At 49.4% G+C, this 19,006-nt stretch carries 14 protein-coding genes; 7 read left to right on the forward strand and 7 right to left on the reverse strand.

The features are described 5' to 3' along the window. Positions 1–6 precede the first annotated feature (6 nt). On the forward strand, positions 7–2,415 hold the full coding sequence (locus ACI2NF_RS01510) for a DNA-directed DNA polymerase (RefSeq protein ID WP_400210977.1): 2,409 nt from the start codon (positions 7–9) through the stop codon (positions 2,413–2,415). A gap of 100 nt (positions 2,416–2,515) precedes the next feature. Then, positions 2,516–3,142: a 50S ribosomal protein L15e gene (locus ACI2NF_RS01515; RefSeq protein ID WP_177971661.1), complete on the forward strand. Its 627-nt coding sequence runs from the start codon at positions 2,516–2,518 to the stop codon at positions 3,140–3,142. Positions 3,143–3,276: 134 nt separating this feature from the next. Here the strand turns inward: ACI2NF_RS01515 and ACI2NF_RS01520 are convergent, their stop codons facing one another. From ACI2NF_RS01520 to ACI2NF_RS01545, 6 genes are read right to left on the reverse strand one after another with little or no spacing between them, the layout of a single operon-like run. Continuing rightward, on the reverse strand, positions 3,277–7,086 hold the full coding sequence (locus ACI2NF_RS01520; RefSeq protein WP_400210777.1) for a cobaltochelatase subunit CobN: 3,810 nt from the start codon (positions 7,084–7,086) through the stop codon (positions 3,277–3,279). A 28-nt stretch (positions 7,087–7,114) separates the two neighbouring features. Then, positions 7,115–9,001, reverse strand: a complete 1,887-nt coding sequence (locus ACI2NF_RS01525; protein ID WP_400196615.1) for a VWA domain-containing protein — start codon at positions 8,999–9,001, stop codon at positions 7,115–7,117. After that, positions 8,971–10,008, reverse strand: coding sequence for an ATP-binding protein (locus ACI2NF_RS01530; protein WP_400148549.1), 1,038 nt, complete (start codon positions 10,006–10,008; stop codon positions 8,971–8,973). Before ACI2NF_RS01530 ends, ACI2NF_RS01525 begins: the two co-directional genes overlap by 31 nt. Then, the gene (locus ACI2NF_RS01535) at positions 10,009–10,791 is read right to left on the reverse strand and encodes an ABC transporter ATP-binding protein (protein WP_400148551.1); all 783 of its coding nucleotides are present in this window, start codon (positions 10,789–10,791) and stop codon (positions 10,009–10,011) included. It lies immediately after the preceding gene. Beyond that, positions 10,788–11,918 (reverse strand): FecCD family ABC transporter permease, encoded by a 1,131-nt coding sequence (locus tag ACI2NF_RS01540; protein ID WP_400148553.1) that lies wholly within the window; start codon positions 11,916–11,918, stop codon positions 10,788–10,790. Before ACI2NF_RS01540 ends, ACI2NF_RS01535 begins: the two co-directional genes overlap by 4 nt. A 19-nt stretch (positions 11,919–11,937) precedes the next feature. Then, positions 11,938–12,951: an ABC transporter substrate-binding protein gene (locus ACI2NF_RS01545; protein WP_400151250.1), complete on the reverse strand. Its 1,014-nt coding sequence runs from the start codon at positions 12,949–12,951 to the stop codon at positions 11,938–11,940. Between the two features lie 275 nt (positions 12,952–13,226). Between ACI2NF_RS01545 and ACI2NF_RS01550 the strand changes: the two genes are divergently transcribed. From ACI2NF_RS01550 to ACI2NF_RS01570, 5 genes are read left to right on the forward strand one after another with little or no spacing between them, the layout of a single operon-like run. Then, positions 13,227–14,000, forward strand: a complete 774-nt coding sequence (locus ACI2NF_RS01550) for a nucleotide-binding protein (protein ID WP_400206841.1) — start codon at positions 13,227–13,229, stop codon at positions 13,998–14,000. Continuing rightward, on the forward strand, positions 13,997–15,211 hold the full coding sequence (gene cfbE, locus ACI2NF_RS01555; protein WP_400210978.1) for a coenzyme F430 synthase: 1,215 nt from the start codon (positions 13,997–13,999) through the stop codon (positions 15,209–15,211). The genes ACI2NF_RS01550 and cfbE overlap by 4 nt, the downstream gene beginning before the upstream one ends. Continuing rightward, the gene (gene cfbD / locus ACI2NF_RS01560; RefSeq protein ID WP_400152779.1) at positions 15,208–16,299 is read left to right on the forward strand and encodes a Ni-sirohydrochlorin a,c-diamide reductive cyclase catalytic subunit; all 1,092 of its coding nucleotides are present in this window, start codon (positions 15,208–15,210) and stop codon (positions 16,297–16,299) included. The genes cfbE and cfbD overlap by 4 nt, the downstream gene beginning before the upstream one ends. A 4-nt stretch (positions 16,300–16,303) precedes the next feature. Further along, complete coding sequence (locus tag ACI2NF_RS01565; RefSeq protein WP_400210979.1) at positions 16,304–17,083, forward strand: sirohydrochlorin chelatase; 780 nt, start codon at positions 16,304–16,306, stop codon at positions 17,081–17,083. 7 nt (positions 17,084–17,090) lie between these two features. After that, positions 17,091–18,422, forward strand: a complete 1,332-nt coding sequence (locus tag ACI2NF_RS01570) for a cobyrinate a,c-diamide synthase (protein WP_400210980.1) — start codon at positions 17,091–17,093, stop codon at positions 18,420–18,422. 71 nt (positions 18,423–18,493) lie between these two features. Here the strand turns inward: ACI2NF_RS01570 and nikR are convergent, their stop codons facing one another. Further along, positions 18,494–18,925: a nickel-responsive transcriptional regulator NikR gene (gene nikR, locus ACI2NF_RS01575; protein WP_400148352.1), complete on the reverse strand. Its 432-nt coding sequence runs from the start codon at positions 18,923–18,925 to the stop codon at positions 18,494–18,496. Between the last annotated feature and the right edge of the window lie 81 nt (positions 18,926–19,006).

Genomic DNA, 19,006 nt, shown 5'->3' on the forward strand with positions numbered 1-19,006 from the left:
TGTGACATGGGCGAATGGGATGTCAGGATACTGAGCGCATCATACTGCAGGAACGAGGACGACGTAACGATAGAGCTCTTCGGTAAGACGAGAGAACAGAAGTCCATAACCATCCTGTATCCTGGATTCCACACCTATTTCTTCGCCATAAATCCAAGTGATGACCTTTCAGAGAACCTCCTGAAGGATGAGAATGTCATCTCCGCCGAGAATGATAAGTTACTCTACAGAGGCGAACAGACGGATGTCCTGAAGGTCACCATAAGGTACCCATGGCTGATGTCCGAATTCAGGAACAGGCTCAGAGGAAGATTCCACCTCCTTGCAGCGGACATAAGCTATCCTGACAGATTCATCTACGACATGGACATGCATTCCTGCATACGTGTGAAAGGGGAGATAATAAAGAAGGATTATGCCACGGATCTTATCGTGAAGATGGATTCCTTCGAGAACATAGACTCTTTCGATCCTGGATTGAAGATCCTCTCCTTCGACATAGAGAACAGTGTCCTGCACGATTTCCTACTCACGATATGCTCGTGCGTGTATGAGAACGGTGAGATCCGCAACTGCGATTCAGCGACAGGTACAGAGACCGAGATCATAGAGAGGTTCAGTGAGATCATCCTGAAAGAGGACCCTGATGTCATAACGGGATACAACATCGACAACTACGATATCAGCAAGATAATGGAACGTGCCAAGATCGTCAAGGCTGAATCCAAGATAAGATGGGGAAGGGACTACGGTCAGCCCAAGAGATTCTCAGAGAAGTTCTGGAAGGTCAAAGGCAGACTCATTGTCGATGCATGGTGGGCCGTCAGAAGGGAACTCAGACCGAAACAGGAGACGCTTAATGCAGTATCGATGCAACTCTTCGGGGAATCCAAACTCGATGTGAATCCCATGCACATGGATGAGGAATGGGTGAAGAACAGCAAGAAAGTGATCGAGTACTGTTTCAAGGATGCAGAATTGGCACTCAAGATCCTTCTATATGTAGGGACCATCAGGAAAGGATTGGACCTTGCTGCAGTATCATTGTTACCTGTAGAGGATGTTCTCACATCAGGCACATCCACCTTGGCCGATTCTCTTCTGATAAGGAGAGCCGATCGCAATAAGATCGGCGTCCCGATGACAGGCAAGATGACAAGGACGGATCAGATAGAGGGAGGATATGTGCATACGATGAATCCGGGCCTCTACCATTGGGTCTGCGTCCTGGACTTCAAATCCATGTATCCCTCATTGATCATCGCTAAGAACATATGCTTCACGACATTGTCATCCGATGGTGAGATCGTCAGCCCTGACGGCACCACACGTTATCTCTCCAAGGATAAACGCGTAGGGTTGTTGCCAACGATCCTCGAAGAACTGATGAAACAGAGGGATGACATCAAGAAGAGGATGAAATCCACATCCGACAAGGATGAATATCATTATCTCGACGGTCTTCAAGCCGCTGTCAAGGTACTCATGAACACATTCTACGGAGTGTTCGCATCATCATTCTACAGATTCACCGATAAGAACATAGGATCATCCATCACAGCATTCGCGAGACAGACCGTGAAAGGGATCATAAGCGAGGTGAAATCCGAAGGTGTGGATGTCATCTATTCTGATACCGATTCCGTGTTCATGCAATCCCCGGAACATAATCTCGACGGGGCAGTAGCATTCGGAAACAGGATGGCGGAAAGATTCTCGAAGGATGGAGGTACGCTTGAATTCGAAAAGATCCTAGAACCGTTGTTCACACATGGCAAGAAGAAGAGGTATGTGGGGAAGATCATCTATCCGAAGGTTGAAAAAGAGCTTCTTGTGAGAGGTTATGAGGTGAGACGTTCCGATTCATTCGATCTTCAATCGGAATTGTTGATGAAACTATTCGATTACATCCTCGAAGAGAACGATGAGATGGCTTTGACACTCACCAGGAACACCATACGCGATCTTCTCGCAGAAAACGTACCTGTGGAGAAACTCGTGATATCCAAAGGTTGCAAGGGGCTCGATGCATACGAGAATCCCGATAGGATGGCGAATGTACAGGCGGCCAAGAAACTCATCGCCATGGGATACGACTTCATACCCGGCATGAAGGTATCATGGATCGTCACCGATTCCAAGACCACACCCCAGAAGGTGGAACCATACGTCAGCGGAATGGAATTCACCGCCAAACCCGATTACAGATACTATGCGGAGAGGATCGCACAGACCGCATCCAGGATAACAGAGGTGTTCGGATGGAGCGAGAAGGACATAATGATGGGCTCGCAACAATCCACTCTCTTCGACCAATCCTTCGAAAGGAGTATCAAACCTCAGAAGAAAGCGCAACCTGAGAAGAAGGCACCTGCTCCGAAAGCCAAGAATACCAAACTATCGGACTTCTTCTGAACAGCATCAATTTATATACCATCATGCCTAACGACCATCTGCGCAAGTTTGATTGCGACGGAAATGTACCCTAACGGGCGAATCCGAACAGGTGATTGAAATGTCCGAAGAGACAACACAGGAAGTAAGGTCTGTGAAAGGTAAGAGCATGTACTCCTACATCGCAGACGCATGGAAGAATCCCTCAGAATCATACCTTAAGGAGCTCAACAAAGAGCGCCGTATCGCATGGAGAAGAGAGGAGAACTTCGTTCGTATCGACAAACCGACAAGACTCGACAAGGCCAGGAACGTCGGATACAAGGCCAAACAGGGTTACGTCCTCGTAAGGGGAAGGGTCAGAAAAGGATCTTTCGGAAAGAGGAAGATCAAAGCAGGAAGGAGAGCCAAGAGAAAGGGTATCCTTCAGATCACTGTCGGAAAGAGTATGCAGAGGATCGCTGAGGAGAGGGCTCAGAAGAGATTCCCCAACCTTGAGGTTCTCAACTCATACTGGGTCGGTGCAGACGGACAGTACGAGTGGTACGAGATCATTCTCGTTGACCCCGCACACCCCGTCATCCAGGCAGACCCCAAGATCAATTGGATCTGTTACAACACCCAGAAAGGACGTGTCTACCGCGGTAAGACCTCTGCTGGACAGAAGGGCCGTGGAATGCGCGTGAAAGGAAAGGGTGCTGAGAAGGTCAGGCCTTCGATCAGAGCCAACGGCAGAAGGGCGAAGTAAGCTTTCTAACAAACGACTTCCCTCCCGGATCCCGGGAGGGCGGGTTATCCCGCTTTTTATCACTCATCGATGATGTCACAAGATACTATGATCGAAGGATATCATCTCAAAAAATAAGAGAGGGAGGTGGAACCTCACCTCTTCTCTGTTTTGCGTTTCCTTATGGAATCCGTCATGTTGGAGACACCATGGTCATCCCAGCCAACATCCTTCTGACTGTATATGTCCACGCTCCCTCCTTGGAATTCGCCGTCCCCAGCAGCATCCTCCAACATCGATTCGATATCGAGATAGTGCTCCTGCAATGACTTCAACGATTCCTCGTCAGCGTCCCAAAGGCCTCTCGAATGCGCCTCCAGAAGACGACGTGTCATCTCCTCGAATGCATATGGGTTGTTCTTCTCGAAGAACTCGCGCATCTCGTCATCGTTGACGAATACATTGACGACCTCATCGAACAGCCAATCATCGACCTCGTGTGTAGTAGCCTGCCAACCGAACAATCTGACGATGCGTTTGGACATGTCGTTCGCGCCTTTGTATCCATGCTGTTTCATCGCCTCTATCCATTCTGGGTTGAAGGTCTTCGTGCGCATCGAACGGCGGAATTCCTCTGCCAATGTACCTACGGTCATATCCCTCGGATCACGCGTATCGGCATAGTATGTCTTGACATCCTTGCCTGAGAGATATCTTGTCGCCACGGCCATTCCACCGATATTACTGAAATGACAGCTGCATGACAGGAGATCCGTCTCATCGGATGTCGTCCTATCGAATGTGACATCGGTCTTTGAGAGCACGGTGGCGAATTGCTCGTACATCGGTTTTCCGTTCCTTCCTCCTCCGTAACCATGTCCCTTGGTCTTGACATATACGTCCGCAAGATCCTTGTCATCCTTCCATGCACTTGCGAATACTGCGAGATTTACGCCTGATGTGTATGTGCCCGGAGGTGCACCGAACATACGTGCGACGGCATCCGTGGTCGACATACCTTCGGATATGGATTCCATCGTATGCTTCCTCACAAAGTTCATGTCATCGGGCTCGTCCAATGTTGCGACGGATGATATCGCACGATCCATCAGATCTATCGCATTGAGCATGTTGTCGCGAAGGATGCATGAGACGTTTATCGTCACATCGATACGCGGCCTTCCGAGTTCCTCCAACGACATTATCTCGAAATCCATCACCCTGCCATCCGACCTCCATACGGGCTTCACACCGATCAGGTAGAACAGTTCGGACATGAGCTCCCCGCCGGTGGCGATCAGTTCTCCCATCGTCCAGAAGAAACCAATGCTCTCCGGGATCGATCCCGTATCGTCGATGTATTTCTGTATGGTGCTGTCAGCCATCTTCACCCCGACATTCCATGCCGATCTTGTGGGGACCGAGTACGGATCCATGGAGTAGAAATTGCGTCCTGTAGGCATTATGTCGTATCTTCCGCGCGTGATGTATCCGGATGGTCCGGGTTCTATGAATCCTCCACCTATACCGTTCATCAATGAACCGACCTCATCCGAGGATGTTATGCGATCGGCCACATCCAGGATCATATCCCTGTATTTCTCCAGATCCGATCTCACAGATTCTGTGAATGTCAGACCTGCATCCTCTATCGATGTGGCAACATCCTTCCCTTCGATTATCGATCCGACGAATGTCCTTGTCACCTTGCCGATCTCATTGATCAGTGAACCGTAGGATTTACCTGACTTCGGATCCAATTCGCCTTGATCCTTGTACAGTATCGAGAGGTCGTACCCCATCATATCCGATATCACATCCCTGAGCGAATCATGTTCCTCGCCGTAACGGACGATTGAATTCACACCGTCCACGAGATCATTTCCAGACGGCATCCTTCCGAAGATGTGCATCCCCTTGTTCATCTGAGAGTTCTTCAATTTGGAGAGTTCCTCGTGGCATCTGCGGACACATTCCTTCAATGGCGTATCCTCGCCTATTCCAAGATCATCCATCTTGATCTCGGACACCTTCTTCAATATCAATTTCCTGAGTTCCTCAGAATGCGTAGGGTCGTTGGCTGCCGAACCATATTCATCCAGAAGATGATCCAACTCCTCATACCCTCCGTACAGGTTGACCCCGACCATGAGGTGTTGCATATGGTCTATGAGTGTCGCGTATGATCTGCGCTTGGCGACAAGACCTTCAGAGGGATTGTCTGAGTTGTAGATGTAAAGATGAGGCTTGTTGCTCATGCAGATGTCAGGGTAACAGCTCTCTGTGAGTCCGACTCCCTTTCCTGGAGTCCACTCCATACTACCGTGTGTCCCTGTATGGATGACGACGTCAGCTCCCCAGATATGCTCATAATAGTGGTATGTCGCGATGTATTGGTGCGTCGGAGGACATGCGGGGTCGTGCAATATCTTGCATGCCTGTCCATCGCATTTTGCTCCGAAACAACCTCTCTTAGGTTGTACCACTACCATCACATTACCGAAATTCACGCCTGTGATCTGTATCTTATCATCGAGGACCATTGCCTTCCCAGGCGGTTCTCCCCATGTGTTCACTATATCGTCGCGTGCCTTCTTGGTCAAGGTATCGAAATATCTCTGATATTCATCGACATCCATCTCATGGATGACGCCACCGCATTTCTTCATCTCTATTGTGGTGGTCCATCTGAATTCGGACAGCGCCTTGTTCTTCAATATCAGGTCGATCAGTTCCTTCCCATCCTCGGGAGGTTCCACTGTATATCCGTCGGCCTTCAATCTCTTCATTATGTCCGCTACGGACTCCAGCGTATCCAATCCCGCTGCATTGCCCACGTTGGCCTCGACACCATAGCATGGGAAATTGTTCAGGAATATCAGGATCTTCTTCTCTGAATTCGGTTTGTATCTCAGAGAGATATCGTTGGATATCCTCTCCGCTACGCGTCTGCACCTCTCAGGTATGACTGTCCTTCCCTTCAGATCGTCATTACGTACAAATCCGATATCGGAAGCTATGACATACGGGCCTATCAATCCCTCGAACTCGGGGAATGATACCTGCCATACGATATCGCTTGTAAGACCATTGGATGCCTCCCATTCCTCCACCGACATCCTGTTCATGATTATCGGGGCGTAGACAGGGATGTTCATCTCCGCCAATATGTTATCATCCGGATCGGGTTCATTGTCATACTTGCTGTTACGGATGAATGCAGTGGAGAATTTGACCATGGCATCCACCAACATCTCCCCGTCCAGATAGAAGAAATCCTTTATGCACTCGATATGGCTCCTTGTGCCAAGATCGCTGCGTTTGGAGAACATGCAGTAGATCAGAATCGGAGTGACACCTAGGCTGCGTAACTCCTTGGCCAATGCCCTCTCGACACAGAGTCCATCCGCCATATACGATGGGCGCGAAGCTATGATCCCTACGAATCTGCCGGAAGTGTCGATATGCTTAGCTTCGAGATACTCCTTCGTCGTAAGGTATGTGATCTCACTGTCATCGATATCCACCACAGCCTCATACGGTATGTCCAATGGCGGAAGCGGTTCGCCTTCCGAACCCAATATCCTCTTATCGATGAAATCGAACAGTCTGCGGAAATTCTCATCGCCGCTAGCCTGCATGTACATGAAGCACTGAACGGCATCGGCATGGTCGACGGTCGTCAACCCCCACATGGAGGGATCGTTCGCCAAGGAGATTATCTTGCATTCGCTCCTGTATTTGGCCATGGCCTCATCGACCCTGTCCATGAAGTCCGTGTTATGTCTGTACAATATCGTGGCATCCGCGGAACGCATCCTATCCACGATCATCTCCACATCCGATTGACTATCCAGGCCACCATCCGTAGCTATGTCCAATTCCACATTCAGATCGTCCTTTATACGATTCAGAATGGGGACGTGGCTGGCCCACAACATCACAAATATCTTCTTTCTACCCATATCCTCACATAATCCTTCTAAAAATGATTCATTCAAAAAGTTTCATCGCAGTCCTTATCGACTCGGAGAGATGCTCTGCATTCAATTCCTCCAATCTCATGTACTGCGCACCGATAGCATTCGAGAGCTCGGTCGCCTTACCGAATCTGACGTAACCCGTCTCCGTATCGATGATGATCATGCGTATCCCGCTGTCCCTGAGAGTCTCGGCCATATGATTGAACTCCTCTTTGGTCGGCTTCCTTCCCTCTGAGTTTGAATTCCCTCTCCCATCAGTCAATATCACCATGACTGGCTCATAACCCATGTCCGCCTCGCGGCTGAGTATCGAATATCCTTGCTTGAGCCCTTCGATCAATGGTGTGCGTCCGCCTGTAGGTACGTCCTGTAGGCATTTGTATGCCGTGAGGACGGAACGTGTCATCGGAAGCACGGTCTCTGCCCTATCTCCTCTGAACACGACGAGACCGACCTCGTCCCTGCGCCTGTATGCATCATCCAACATTGACAAAATAGCACCTTTGACCGACACCATGCGATCATGCGCTCCAACGGAACCGGAACCATCCACTACGAACAGCAATCTGGTTCCCTTCTTCCTTATGCGTACCTTCTCACGAAGGTCCTCCTTCCTCAGGGCTATCGCAAGGCCCTTATGTTCCCTGATGGTCTGATACGGTGCTGCGGCACGTATAGTTGCACATAATGCGATATCCTTCGTCATCCCCACAGGTATACGGTTACCGATCATACGCCCAGATGAATCTGTTGACCTGGAGAGATCCCTCTTACCCGATCTCCTGTTCTTATTGAAACGGTCCTCAGGCGGTACGAAATCGCGTACATCGAAACTCTCGCCGATGGCGAACACCTTCTCTCCTTGTCCACCATCATGCGACTCCCCGTCGCCATCTCCATCATCCCCATCCGCGTTCTGTCCCTCGCCTTCGGTGGAATGTGCATCGGAACCTTCCACCTCAGGGGATTGCTCATCATCACTCTCTTCCTGTTCAGGACTCTGTTCGGGTGGTGGAGAATCCTCCTCATCAGGCGGTTCACGCCTCCTGTGCTGAAGACAAAGGGAAACAGCCTCCTTCAACTCATCCTGTCCGACGAAATCCTTCCCATTCAGTGATGATAAGGCACATGAGACGTTCAATACGGACATATCTCCTCTGTGTCCCTCCACATACATGTTTGAACAGACCTCTGCGATCGTGGACATGAGACTGTCAGTTACATCGACTGTTTCTGGTGTTGCGCTTTCGATCCTTTCCCTCAGTTTGTTCTCTGATTCGGACATACTCTCGATGAAACCATCAGGATCCGATTCATACGCGAGATTCATGCGTACTACATTCTTCCTACGCACCGTATCCTCTTCGGTACTCGTGATGACGCACATGTCGAACCGATCCAATATGTGGTCGCTAAGTTCGCCTTCATTCGGATCCATTGTGCATATCAGCTTCGCATCCAAGGCTGAATTCACAGATACCCCATCGACCTCTGCCATCACCATACCGTCCGATACAGCATTCACGATTGATTGTAGGATATCCTCCGGCAACAGATTCGCGTTATCAACTACCAATATCTTGCCATCGGCACGTCCCAATACGGATTCAGAAACGACCCTTCTACCTGTCCTCATGGCAGTCTCGATATCTATCGAACCGAACAGTTGTTCGCGAGTGATGTTCTGCGGTATCTCGATCACTCCCATGTCCGATAATCTGGATATCGATCTGGCAGCTACGCTCTTCCCTGTGCCTGACGGACCGCGTATCAACAGGGAATGCACATCGGGAGAACAGAGGAGCACGGATAATGCATCCCTTGCCTCCTCCATGCCTTCCATCGCCGTTATCGGCAGGCAAACACTCACAGGCTTGCCAATGTGTCCCTCATCCAATTCTCCAGACCCCCGATGTCCAATGTGGAATCCTGGAACGGATTCTTCCTCATACGATGAGGAAGGACCAATTTCGATACTGCGACCACATCCTCTGGTGTGACGGTATCGCGGCCATCCATGGCCGCATGTGCACATGCTGTCTTGACGAGAGTGAGATCCGCCCTGTGACCATCCACACCGAGATGCAATGATAGTCTGACGGCCATCTCCAATGTACGGTCATCAGGTACGATGTCCCTGACCACGTCACGTGCAGAAAGTATGGTCTCACGTAATTCCGCATTGGAATCGGCATATTCGCTGACGAATGATTCCGGATCGCGTTCGAACCTCAGTCTTCTGCTTATGATCTCAGATCTCTTCTTGGGATCCTGTTCTCCCTTGATGTCTACCATCAATCCGAACCTATCCAACAGTTGAGGTCTCAGGTCCCCTTCCTCAGGATTCATCGTACCTATCAAGATAAATCTAGACGGGTGACGATACGACACGCCTTCCCTCTCGATGTAGTTCATCCCCATGGCGGCTGCATCGAGCAACAGATCGACGATATGATCGTCAAGAAGGTTTATCTCATCCACATACAGGATGTTACCATTGGCCTTCGCCAATATCCCTGGTTCGAACCTCTTCTCACCTGCGGTTATTGCACGTTCGATATCCAGTGTGCCTGCCACACGATCCTCTGTGGAATTCAATGGCAATTCGACGACTGCCATCGGCACTATGTCCTCTGTGGCCGTACCCTCATCGAATCTGACCTTACAATCAGGACATGCGGTGTCATATGCGTTCCATGCGCAACCGCATGGACATCCTTTGACCACGCGCCTATCGGGCAACAGATCCGCCAATGCACGCACTGCAGTGGATTTTGCTGTACCCTTCTCACCACGGATCAGAACCCCACCTATAGACGGGTTCACCGTGTTCAACAATAATGCATCCTTCATCTCATCCTGGCCTACGATGGCCGTGAATGGATAGCTCAACCTCTCTTTCATTCAATCATCCTCAAAATTATCTGGCGACATGGGCAATATGAATCTCCTGCCCTCAGCCTCCATTATACGGGATTCGACTCCGTAGACCGCACGGATGTTCTCCTCCGTTATCGTCTCATCCGGTGTCCCGTATGCGAATATCTTCCCGTTCTTCAACATCAGAACCTTGTCTGAATAGTTCATGGCCAAATTGATGTCATGCAAAGCGATGACCATGCCTGCGCCTTTGTCGTGGACCACTTCCCTCATCTTTATCATCGTGTTCATCTGATGCTTCAGATCCAATGCGCTTGTCGGCTCATCGAATATGAAGAAAGATGGGCATTGAGCGAGGGAACGCGCCAAGAACACCCTCTGCCTCTGTCCTCCGGAGAGGTCGGAGACATCGCGAGATGAATATCCTATGATGCGCATGGCCTTCATCGCATCCAGGGCATAATCGATATCCTTCTGCCTGTACGACCATGTGACGTACGGTTTCCTTCCCAACAATACGGTGTCCATGACCGTGGTGTATGTGGCGGCTGCCGTGGATTGAGGGACATACGATACGATCTTGGCGAGATCGGTTATGTCGATATCCTCGATAGGTGTCTCATCTATCAGGATCTGTCCAGACCTTGGCTCCATGATGTTGCATATGGTCTTGATCAACGTCGATTTACCGGAACCGTTCGGTCCCAACAACGCCAAGACCTCTCCTGTATCCACGTCAAAGGATATGTCGTCGAGTATGGTCTTGCTGCCATATCCTTGGACCAGATTGCGTACGGACATCCTCATATCTCGTACCCTCCCCTCATCTTCTTGATCAAGAATACGAAGAATATCCCTCCGAGGACATACATTATGATACCCACGGGAAGGTCATCCGGCCTTACGATGTATCTTGCGACCGCATCACAGCTCACCAGGATCAGTGCGCCCAAGAAAGCTGAAGCAGGTATCAGATAACGATTGTCATTGCCGATGAGCATCCTCACTATGTGCGGGGACATCAGACCGATGAAACCGATGATCCCTGTGAACGCCATACAGGATGACGTGATCAATGCACAGATCACAAGGATCTTGACCCTCAGTCTCCTGACATCCACACCGAGATTCTTCGCCACGTCGTCTCCGCATGACAATGTGTTCAACTCGAATGCGTATGATTCCAACAATATCATGCCCAATATCGCGATAGGCAGGACGAGGATCACAGAGCTCCATGTCGAGCCCCACATGCCTCCGAGAAGCCAATTCGTGATATCCTTCAGAGTGGATTCCTCGGACACGTATTTCAGATATGAGAGGACCGCAGAGAAGAGATATCCGATGACCACTCCGGTGAGGATCATCGTTGATTTACTGACAGCACTCCCTTTCGTAAGATAGAGCAATATCGCTGTGCTGGCGAGTCCGAAACCGAATGCCATCACTATCGTGAAGAACCATCCGACCGTGACATAATTGCCCCAGATGGTGAGTCCATAGTAGTATGTCGACCCCAATATGGCTGGGCCGAACGCTATGGCGATACCCGCTCCGCATGATGCCGCAGAGGATAATCCTAAAGTGAATGGATCCGCGAGCGGATTCTTCAGGATGCTCTGCATCGATGCTCCCGCCACCGCAAGACATGCTCCGGTCAATATCCCCATTATGACCCTGGGTGCACGATAGCCTTCGATGATCACAGGATAGTATGACTCGGAGGCCTCGGGCACGAATTGTGGGAAGAGCGGATGAAATAAACTCTTCAATACATCATCGAACGGTACGATCACGCCCCCTACGCCCAATACACCGATGGAGACGATAGCGGTCATCAACGCTACGACAACGATGAAGATGACCCTGCGTTTCCTAGATGCGGTGAACTCCATGAAGGCAGATCTTCCTTCATCCGCTCCTGAACCACTCATGTTTATCTCGACCTTTTCCTCAGTACGAGATTATAAGATTCGGATTGAACGAGGTGTTAGCGATCTTGTTGTAATCGTTCACCATCTTCACTACGTTCTCAGACGAATAATCACCTTCCGCGAATGACATGAAACACATCGCTCCGATGACTGAACGGATACCGCCCATGATGTCGTTGGAGATGAAGAAGACCTTCTTGTCCTCGACACATTTCATGCTGCTCCATCCCGGCCTGTTGATTATCTTCTGGTAGTATGCATCGATCTGTTCCTTGTCCCAATTCGCGTTGTATGTCTGTACGATGTAAACATCAGGGTTCTTCGGGATGACATCGCCTGCACTGGGGTAGATGTAGCTTCCAGTCGTACCTGCTTCCTCGTAGACGTTGTTCATTCCGGCCAATTTCATAAGAACGCCTGCAGTACTGCTTCCTTTACAGATGCTGATCTGCTCCTTTGCGCTCCATGCTTCCATTAGGAATGTTGTCTTGGATTTCTCCTTCTCTTTCTCGAAGTTCTTGTAGAGTGGTTTGAACCAATCCAGGATCTTGTCTGCATTCTTCTCCATTCCCATGACCTTTCCGAGAACGGTGATATCGTCAACGACCTCTGTTATCTTGGATGCACCGATCTCGACGACAGGGACCCCTGTTCCTTTGAGCGCAGTGTTATCACTTGATTTGTATGAGAAGATCACATCAGGTTTCAGCTTGATGATCTCAGAGATGACAGTATCACCAACGGTCTTCAGACCCAAATCCTTGGCGTTGGTGTAGTATTTCGAGTAGTTGGTATCCTTCTTTATCGTAGTGGTAGTACCGACGACCTTATCGGAACCACCCATCAGGATCATTGCTTCACCGATGTACTTACTGAAGACAACCGCGGTCTCGCACGGCTTATCGAAGTGTATCTTTGTACCTACCCCATCGACGATATCTATTCCTTTGTCTCCGCTATCATTGTTCGATGCAGCAACACCGACACCGATTCCGGTGACTAGGAGTATCGCGATGATTCCTATAGCAATCATTTTTGTACTCATTATATCACGTTGGATTATATGTCCAACTGTTTTATTTACACATCATATTTAAATCACCAGCTTGAAAGAAATCGATAATCGGTGCACCCTAAGAGAAAGCGTTAATAACAATGAGTTGGATATATCGTCCAATACGTTTTGATACCGTTAGGTATCTCCAATATCTTTTCTTTAAATATCAGAGTATTACTGGATAGCGTAAAACTGACAAATAATAACACGAATTACAAAATATTAATAATAACAAGCTCCATTTTGTGCCCATGAGACGGATTGCCATCTATGGCAAAGGGGGAATCGGCAAATCGACGACCTCTGCCAACATAACCGCCGCATTGACTGACAAAGGAATGAGGGTGTTGCAGATTGGATGCGATCCAAAGTCAGATTCTACAAGACTCCTTTTGAATGGAAAAAGACAGACCACCGTATTGGATGCCATGAGAACCGGCGATGCCATCGAGCTCTCGGATGTCATACACGAAGGATACGGCGGATGTTTCTGTGTCGAATGCGGTGGACCGAGACCGGGCACAGGATGTGCTGGAAGAGGGATAATCGCAGCATTCGAATTCCTTGAATCGAAGAATGTCGTCAACGAACTGAAACCTGATGTGATCATATATGACGTCCTAGGGGACGTCGTATGTGGCGGCTTCGCAATGCCCATAAGGAACGGATATGCGAAGGATGTTTTCGTAGTAACCTCAGGAGAGATGATGTCCCTCTATGCTGCCAATAACATCGCAGAGGCTGTTAAGGATTTCTCGGACAGCGGATATGCGAGATTCTCAGGCCTGATACAGAACTCGAGGAATGTGAAGGACGAGGACTCATTGATAGACAATGCAGCATCGGAGATCGGCACTGATGTCATATTCAGGCTCAGAAGAGACCCCATCGTACAGACATGCGAAGGGAATGACAAGACTGTTGTGGAAGGTGCTCCTGAATCGGATATGGCATCCGAATACAGGAGATTGGCCGAGGTCATGTTATCAAGATCGGATGATGTGGAAGGAGGGATGAGACTATGAAGGCATTGATTTTTGATATTATTCATGGCGGGGATTACATCGCCAAGAAACTCATGGACAGAGGATACGATGTGTATTGTGTCGATGTCTACAAATATGCTAAGCAGGAGATCAAAGATAGGATCGTCGAGATGGGCGCCAATCTCTCGGAGGAAGCTCCGGCAGGCGAATATGCGTTGCTCCTAGCACCATCGCATTGTCCGGTGGACATGTTCCTGAGGGATGATGTGATCGTCGACAAGAGGGTCACATTCCACCAAGCTGTCGGTGAATTCATCGATGATAAGAGATTCAGGATCGAGGTCACCGGCGTCAAAGGGAAGACATCGTTGTGCTACATGTTGGCCCACATACTGGATAGGGCAGGTAAGAAGGTATTCCTCCACACATCCCGTGGCCAAGGCCAATATGTGAACGGCGAACACCACATAGACAAACTCATGAGCATTGCACCGACATCGTTGCTCGTACTCCCCGAAGGGGATTATGATGTCATGGTCACCGAGGTCTCGCTCGGAGGTTCCGGGAAGGCGGATATCGCAGTCATAACCAATCTGTTGGAGGACTATGGCATCGCCAAGAACACTGGGAAGGCCTCTACATCGAAGGCTTCCATACTTACAGATAATATCAATATAGTAGAATCATCCGAGTGCGAATTCTGGAAAGGGTTCGGCAAGGACGTCATAGGATACGGCGGAAGGGTCAAAGTGAATGGTTCTCCAAGACTCGGAGAACCGCTCGACATCACCATAGACTATGGTGGCAAGCATGATATGAGATTCGGCGAAGGATTCCTCGGACTCGAATACATCCATGCGATCGATGCTGCACTCACGATATGCGAACAGATGTCGATCCCGAAGGATGTCATGATATCCGCACTCGAATCGTTCCGCGGTATACCCGGAAGGGGAGAGATATCGAAAGAGAATGGCATCTGGACCGTTACAGAGAGGAATCCGGGCATATCGCACATATCGATCGGATCGACACTCTCCACGATGAAGAGGATGGATGCCTTGGATGGACTCACGGTCATCCTGGACCCTGTGAACAGAAGGGTATGCGATAAATTGGATATCGAACAGATCATGGATGTCATCGACAAGTATGATGTAAAATTGATCTTCTTGAACGATAGCAAGGATGTTACGATTCCCGAAGGGACAAAAACGATCTTGAAATTCATCAAAGAGGGATTCCAGTGAATACGATACACCCGCGCCCGAATCCCATCGTCGCAGCGATGTATACGCTCAGGGACTTGGACGTGGATGTCATCATAGTGCATGGCCCAGCAGGATGCGGATTCATGGCATCCAGGATGCTGGAGGAAGCAGGCATAAGGGTAGTGACCTCCGCCCTCGTGGAGAATGACCTCGTCTTCGGAGGTTCCGAGAAATTGATCAGGACCATAAAGGAATCCTATGATAGATTCTACCCGAAGACCATCGCGGTCATCGGCACTTGCGCAAGTATGATCATCGGCGAGGACATGAAGGCATCAATAAGGAAGGCTGGGGTGGATTCATTGGTCTTCCCAGTGGATTGTCATGGATGTATGGGCGACAACACCGCAGGCGCCACCATGGCGATAGAATCCGCACGCGATGCGGGCCTCATCTCGGCTGATGAAGCCTCCAGGCAGATCAGCAACATGAGGGCTGCCACAGAGATGGAGAAGAAGTTCGGTATGGCTAGCAGGGGATATCTCTCTCCTACGAGAGGACCTACGAAGATGACGATATGCAAAGAGATAATAACTGCACTCTCCGAAGGGAAGAAGGTCGTAGTGATAATGATCGCCAAGAAGGAATTGGCCTATCGTTTCGCGGACATATTCCTAGCCATCGATTATGCAAGGAGGAAACTCGGAGGGGAGACGTACTTCATCGCCAACCTTGACAAAGACAAGGGACTCCCGCGCATAAGGCGCTATTGCAATGATATATTGAATGAACTCTCAGAGAATGACATCTCGATAGACAGTGTGATCGGAGGATTGGATGAGTATGCGCTATCCATCGGCGAGAAGGCCAAGGATTCCGCGGATGTGTTCGATGCCGATCTGAAGATCATCGTAGGTATGCCCCATGCATATCCCGAACTCTCTCCGAATGACATTCTGATAACGGATCAACCAAGACAGTTAGCGAATCTTCTCAACAAGGGATTCGAAAGGTCGTTGGGCGAGATATCGTCGCATTCCATGGTCATGGGTACGGATCACATAATTTCCATGGAGACCGGAGACACGATCAGAGAACTGACAGATGAAACGATTTCCAAGGTGTGATATTATGACTAAGAAGGCCACATTGATTGTAGGACATGGATCGAGATACGAATACAACAAGAAGATCATGGAATTGCAGAAAGAACGTTTAGAGAAGATGGGATTCGAGAATGTATACATCGGATTCAACGAGACATCCCACCCATTCATCGGCGAGACCATGGAACAGATGGCAGCAGACGGGATCGAAGAGGTAGTAGCGATCCCATTCTTCATCGCGTCAGGACTGCACATGACAAGGGACATCCCTCCGAAACTCGGACTCAAGGATGATTGCAAGGACATGGTCGTGTCCGTCGATGGACATGAGATGATGATGCACTTCGGCGAACCGTTCGGAGAGGACCCGTTGCTTGCGAAGATCCTCGGCGAGAAGATCGATGAGGCCAAGAAATGTAAGAGGACCGGAGTATTGGTCATAGGACATGGATCGAAGCTTCACTACAACAAGGACATAATATCCTTGAACGCCAAACGCTTGACGGACATGGGATACGATGATGTGCTCTACGCGTTCAACGAATTCAACGAGCCCACCATCGAGGACATCCTTGAGGAATTGCTCTCGAGAGGCGTAGATGAGGTGCTCGTACTCCCGTTGTTCATATCGCTCGGAGACCACCTGAAGAACGACATCCCTCCGAAGATCCACCTCGTGGACGGAGTGAACGACGATACATACGACTACAACGGCAAGAAGGTCAGGATCTGTTACCTCTCGCCGATCGGTGATGACCCTCGTCTCACAGACCTGTTCGCTGAGAAGGTGAAGAAGTACCTCTGAGGGACATATGAAAGGCGTCGTCATAGCAGGCATGGGAAGCGGTGTCGGAAAGACATCGATAACCACCGGCATAATGTCAGAACTCTCTAGACAGAAGAGGGTGCAACCGTTCAAGGTAGGTCCGGATTTCATCGATCCGATGTATCACACCTTGGCATGCGGAAGGAGAAGCAGGAACCTGGACACATTCATGGGATCCAAGGATGTTGTCAGAGGTATCGCTTCACACGCATCCAAGGATGCGGACCTTTGCATCGTCGAAGGCGTGAGAGGACTCTATGAGGGACTGACAGGGACGACGGATGACGGTTCGACCGCAGAGATAGCGAAGACCCTCGGATTCCCAGTGATATTGATACTGGATGCGAGATCGCTCGGAAGATCGGCGGCAGCGATGATCAATGGGTTCAGGATGTTCGATCCGGATGTGGATATCGAAGGCGTGATACTCAACAATGTATCGGGACCGAGACATGAGGAGAAGCTCAGGTCCGCGATCGGTAAACATTGTGACATACGCGTGATAGGCATAGTGAAGCACCGCGAACATCTAGAACTCCCTTCAAGACACCTTGGCCTTGCGACAGTGGATGAGGGTTCCAAAGAATCCGTCATCGGCCTGAGGGCATTGACTGATGATCTCGATATGGACATGCTCATGGACATCGTTGAAGGATCCGATGACCGCACATACGATACGGGACGGTTGTATGCTGAACATGACTACTCCATGACGGCTGCGATACCCTATGATGATGCCTACTGTTTCTACTACAGAGAGAACATAGAATGCATGGAGGCCGCAGGGATCTCCGTCAAGACGTTCAGTCCGCTGAAGGGGGACCATCTTCCTGATGCCGACCTCTACTACATAGGCGGCGGGTATCCGGAACTCCATGCGAAGGAGATATCCGAGAACAGGGATTTCCTTGAAGGCCTCAACAATGCTGCCTCGGAAGGGAAGATTGTGATCGGTGAATGTGGTGGCCTCATGACCATGTGCAGATCCATCACTGGAAAGGATGGAGTGGAACACATTATGTCAGGCATATTCGACGGCAAGGCCGTGATGAGCGGACGTCATGGACCGACATATAACATAATACACTCGAAAGGAAAGGGCCTGTTCGAGGACATGACGATACGCGGACATGAATTCCATTACTCCGAGATAGAACTCGGGAATGATGCTGATTTCATGTTCTCGGTGGAGAGGGGTACAGGCATCCTCGATGGCATGGATGGATTGACGAAGAACAATGCCGTTGCGTCATACACACACCAATACGCGTTATCGACAGCGGATTGGCTCAAGAATGTGAAGAAAGTTATCGACTGAGTGCCTTTCACACCAGTCTGAATATAGTCTGAAGGATAGGATCGATCACTCACATGAGTGAGGGTTGAACCTCACCCTATATGATGCATATGTCCGCTCGTCGGCGATACCATCGTGAGTTTTCCTCTGAGGACACCTTTCATCGATGAGATTTCGCTTGAGACATTCTTCAATTCACAAAGTTTACCTTTGATGAAGAACGCTCCCATGAACTTATTCTCCCCCAATGATATGTATGACGAGGATAACAATGCAGCACCAAGATTCTGTTGCATGGACATCAATCTGTTCAATATGTCCGTTACCGTGGAATCGAAGACGATGATGATCGAACCGACCATGAACTGTCCATCATCCTTCCACTCACTCTCTGAAAGATCGTCCCTTATGAGATCGCGTATGGCCTCACTGCGACTCACATAACCTCTATCGGATATGTGATCATCAAAAACATCCAACAATTCAGGGTCCAATGATATGCTTATGCGGGAGACGCCTTCCATATGAGACTATCTTCTTTCAAAATTATAAGTCTTATTACTTTGACAGAAATCGTATGCACCTTTCATACACGATCGCATCCC

It is taken from the genome of Candidatus Methanarcanum hacksteinii (genome assembly GCF_964305265.1).
Taxonomy (GTDB): domain Archaea; phylum Thermoplasmatota; class Thermoplasmata; order Methanomassiliicoccales; family Methanomethylophilaceae; genus Methanarcanum; species Methanarcanum hacksteinii.

What these genes read in the sequence shown, in the direction of transcription:
- ACI2NF_RS01550 (WP_400206841.1), top strand. Translation starts at nt 13,227, where the DNA reads ATGAGACGGATTGCCATCTATGGCAAAGGGGGAATCGGCAAATCGACG.
- ACI2NF_RS01530 (WP_400148549.1), bottom strand. Translation starts at nt 10,008, where the DNA reads ATGAAAGAGAGGTTGAGCTATCCATTCACGGCCATCGTAGGCCAGGAT.
- cfbE (WP_400210978.1), top strand. Translation starts at nt 13,997, where the DNA reads ATGAAGGCATTGATTTTTGATATTATTCATGGCGGGGATTACATCGCC.
- ACI2NF_RS01565 (WP_400210979.1), top strand. Translation starts at nt 16,304, where the DNA reads ATGACTAAGAAGGCCACATTGATTGTAGGACATGGATCGAGATACGAA.
- ACI2NF_RS01515 (WP_177971661.1), top strand. Translation starts at nt 2,516, where the DNA reads ATGTCCGAAGAGACAACACAGGAAGTAAGGTCTGTGAAAGGTAAGAGC.
- ACI2NF_RS01545 (WP_400151250.1), bottom strand. Translation starts at nt 12,951, where the DNA reads ATGATTGCTATAGGAATCATCGCGATACTCCTAGTCACCGGAATCGGT.
- ACI2NF_RS01510 (WP_400210977.1), top strand. Translation starts at nt 7, where the DNA reads ATGGGCGAATGGGATGTCAGGATACTGAGCGCATCATACTGCAGGAAC.
- ACI2NF_RS01535 (WP_400148551.1), bottom strand. Translation starts at nt 10,791, where the DNA reads ATGAGGATGTCCGTACGCAATCTGGTCCAAGGATATGGCAGCAAGACC.
- ACI2NF_RS01570 (WP_400210980.1), top strand. Translation starts at nt 17,091, where the DNA reads ATGAAAGGCGTCGTCATAGCAGGCATGGGAAGCGGTGTCGGAAAGACA.
- nikR (WP_400148352.1), bottom strand. Translation starts at nt 18,925, where the DNA reads ATGGAAGGCGTCTCCCGCATAAGCATATCATTGGACCCTGAATTGTTG.
- ACI2NF_RS01520 (WP_400210777.1), bottom strand. Translation starts at nt 7,086, where the DNA reads ATGGGTAGAAAGAAGATATTTGTGATGTTGTGGGCCAGCCACGTCCCC.
- ACI2NF_RS01540 (WP_400148553.1), bottom strand. Translation starts at nt 11,918, where the DNA reads ATGAGTGGTTCAGGAGCGGATGAAGGAAGATCTGCCTTCATGGAGTTC.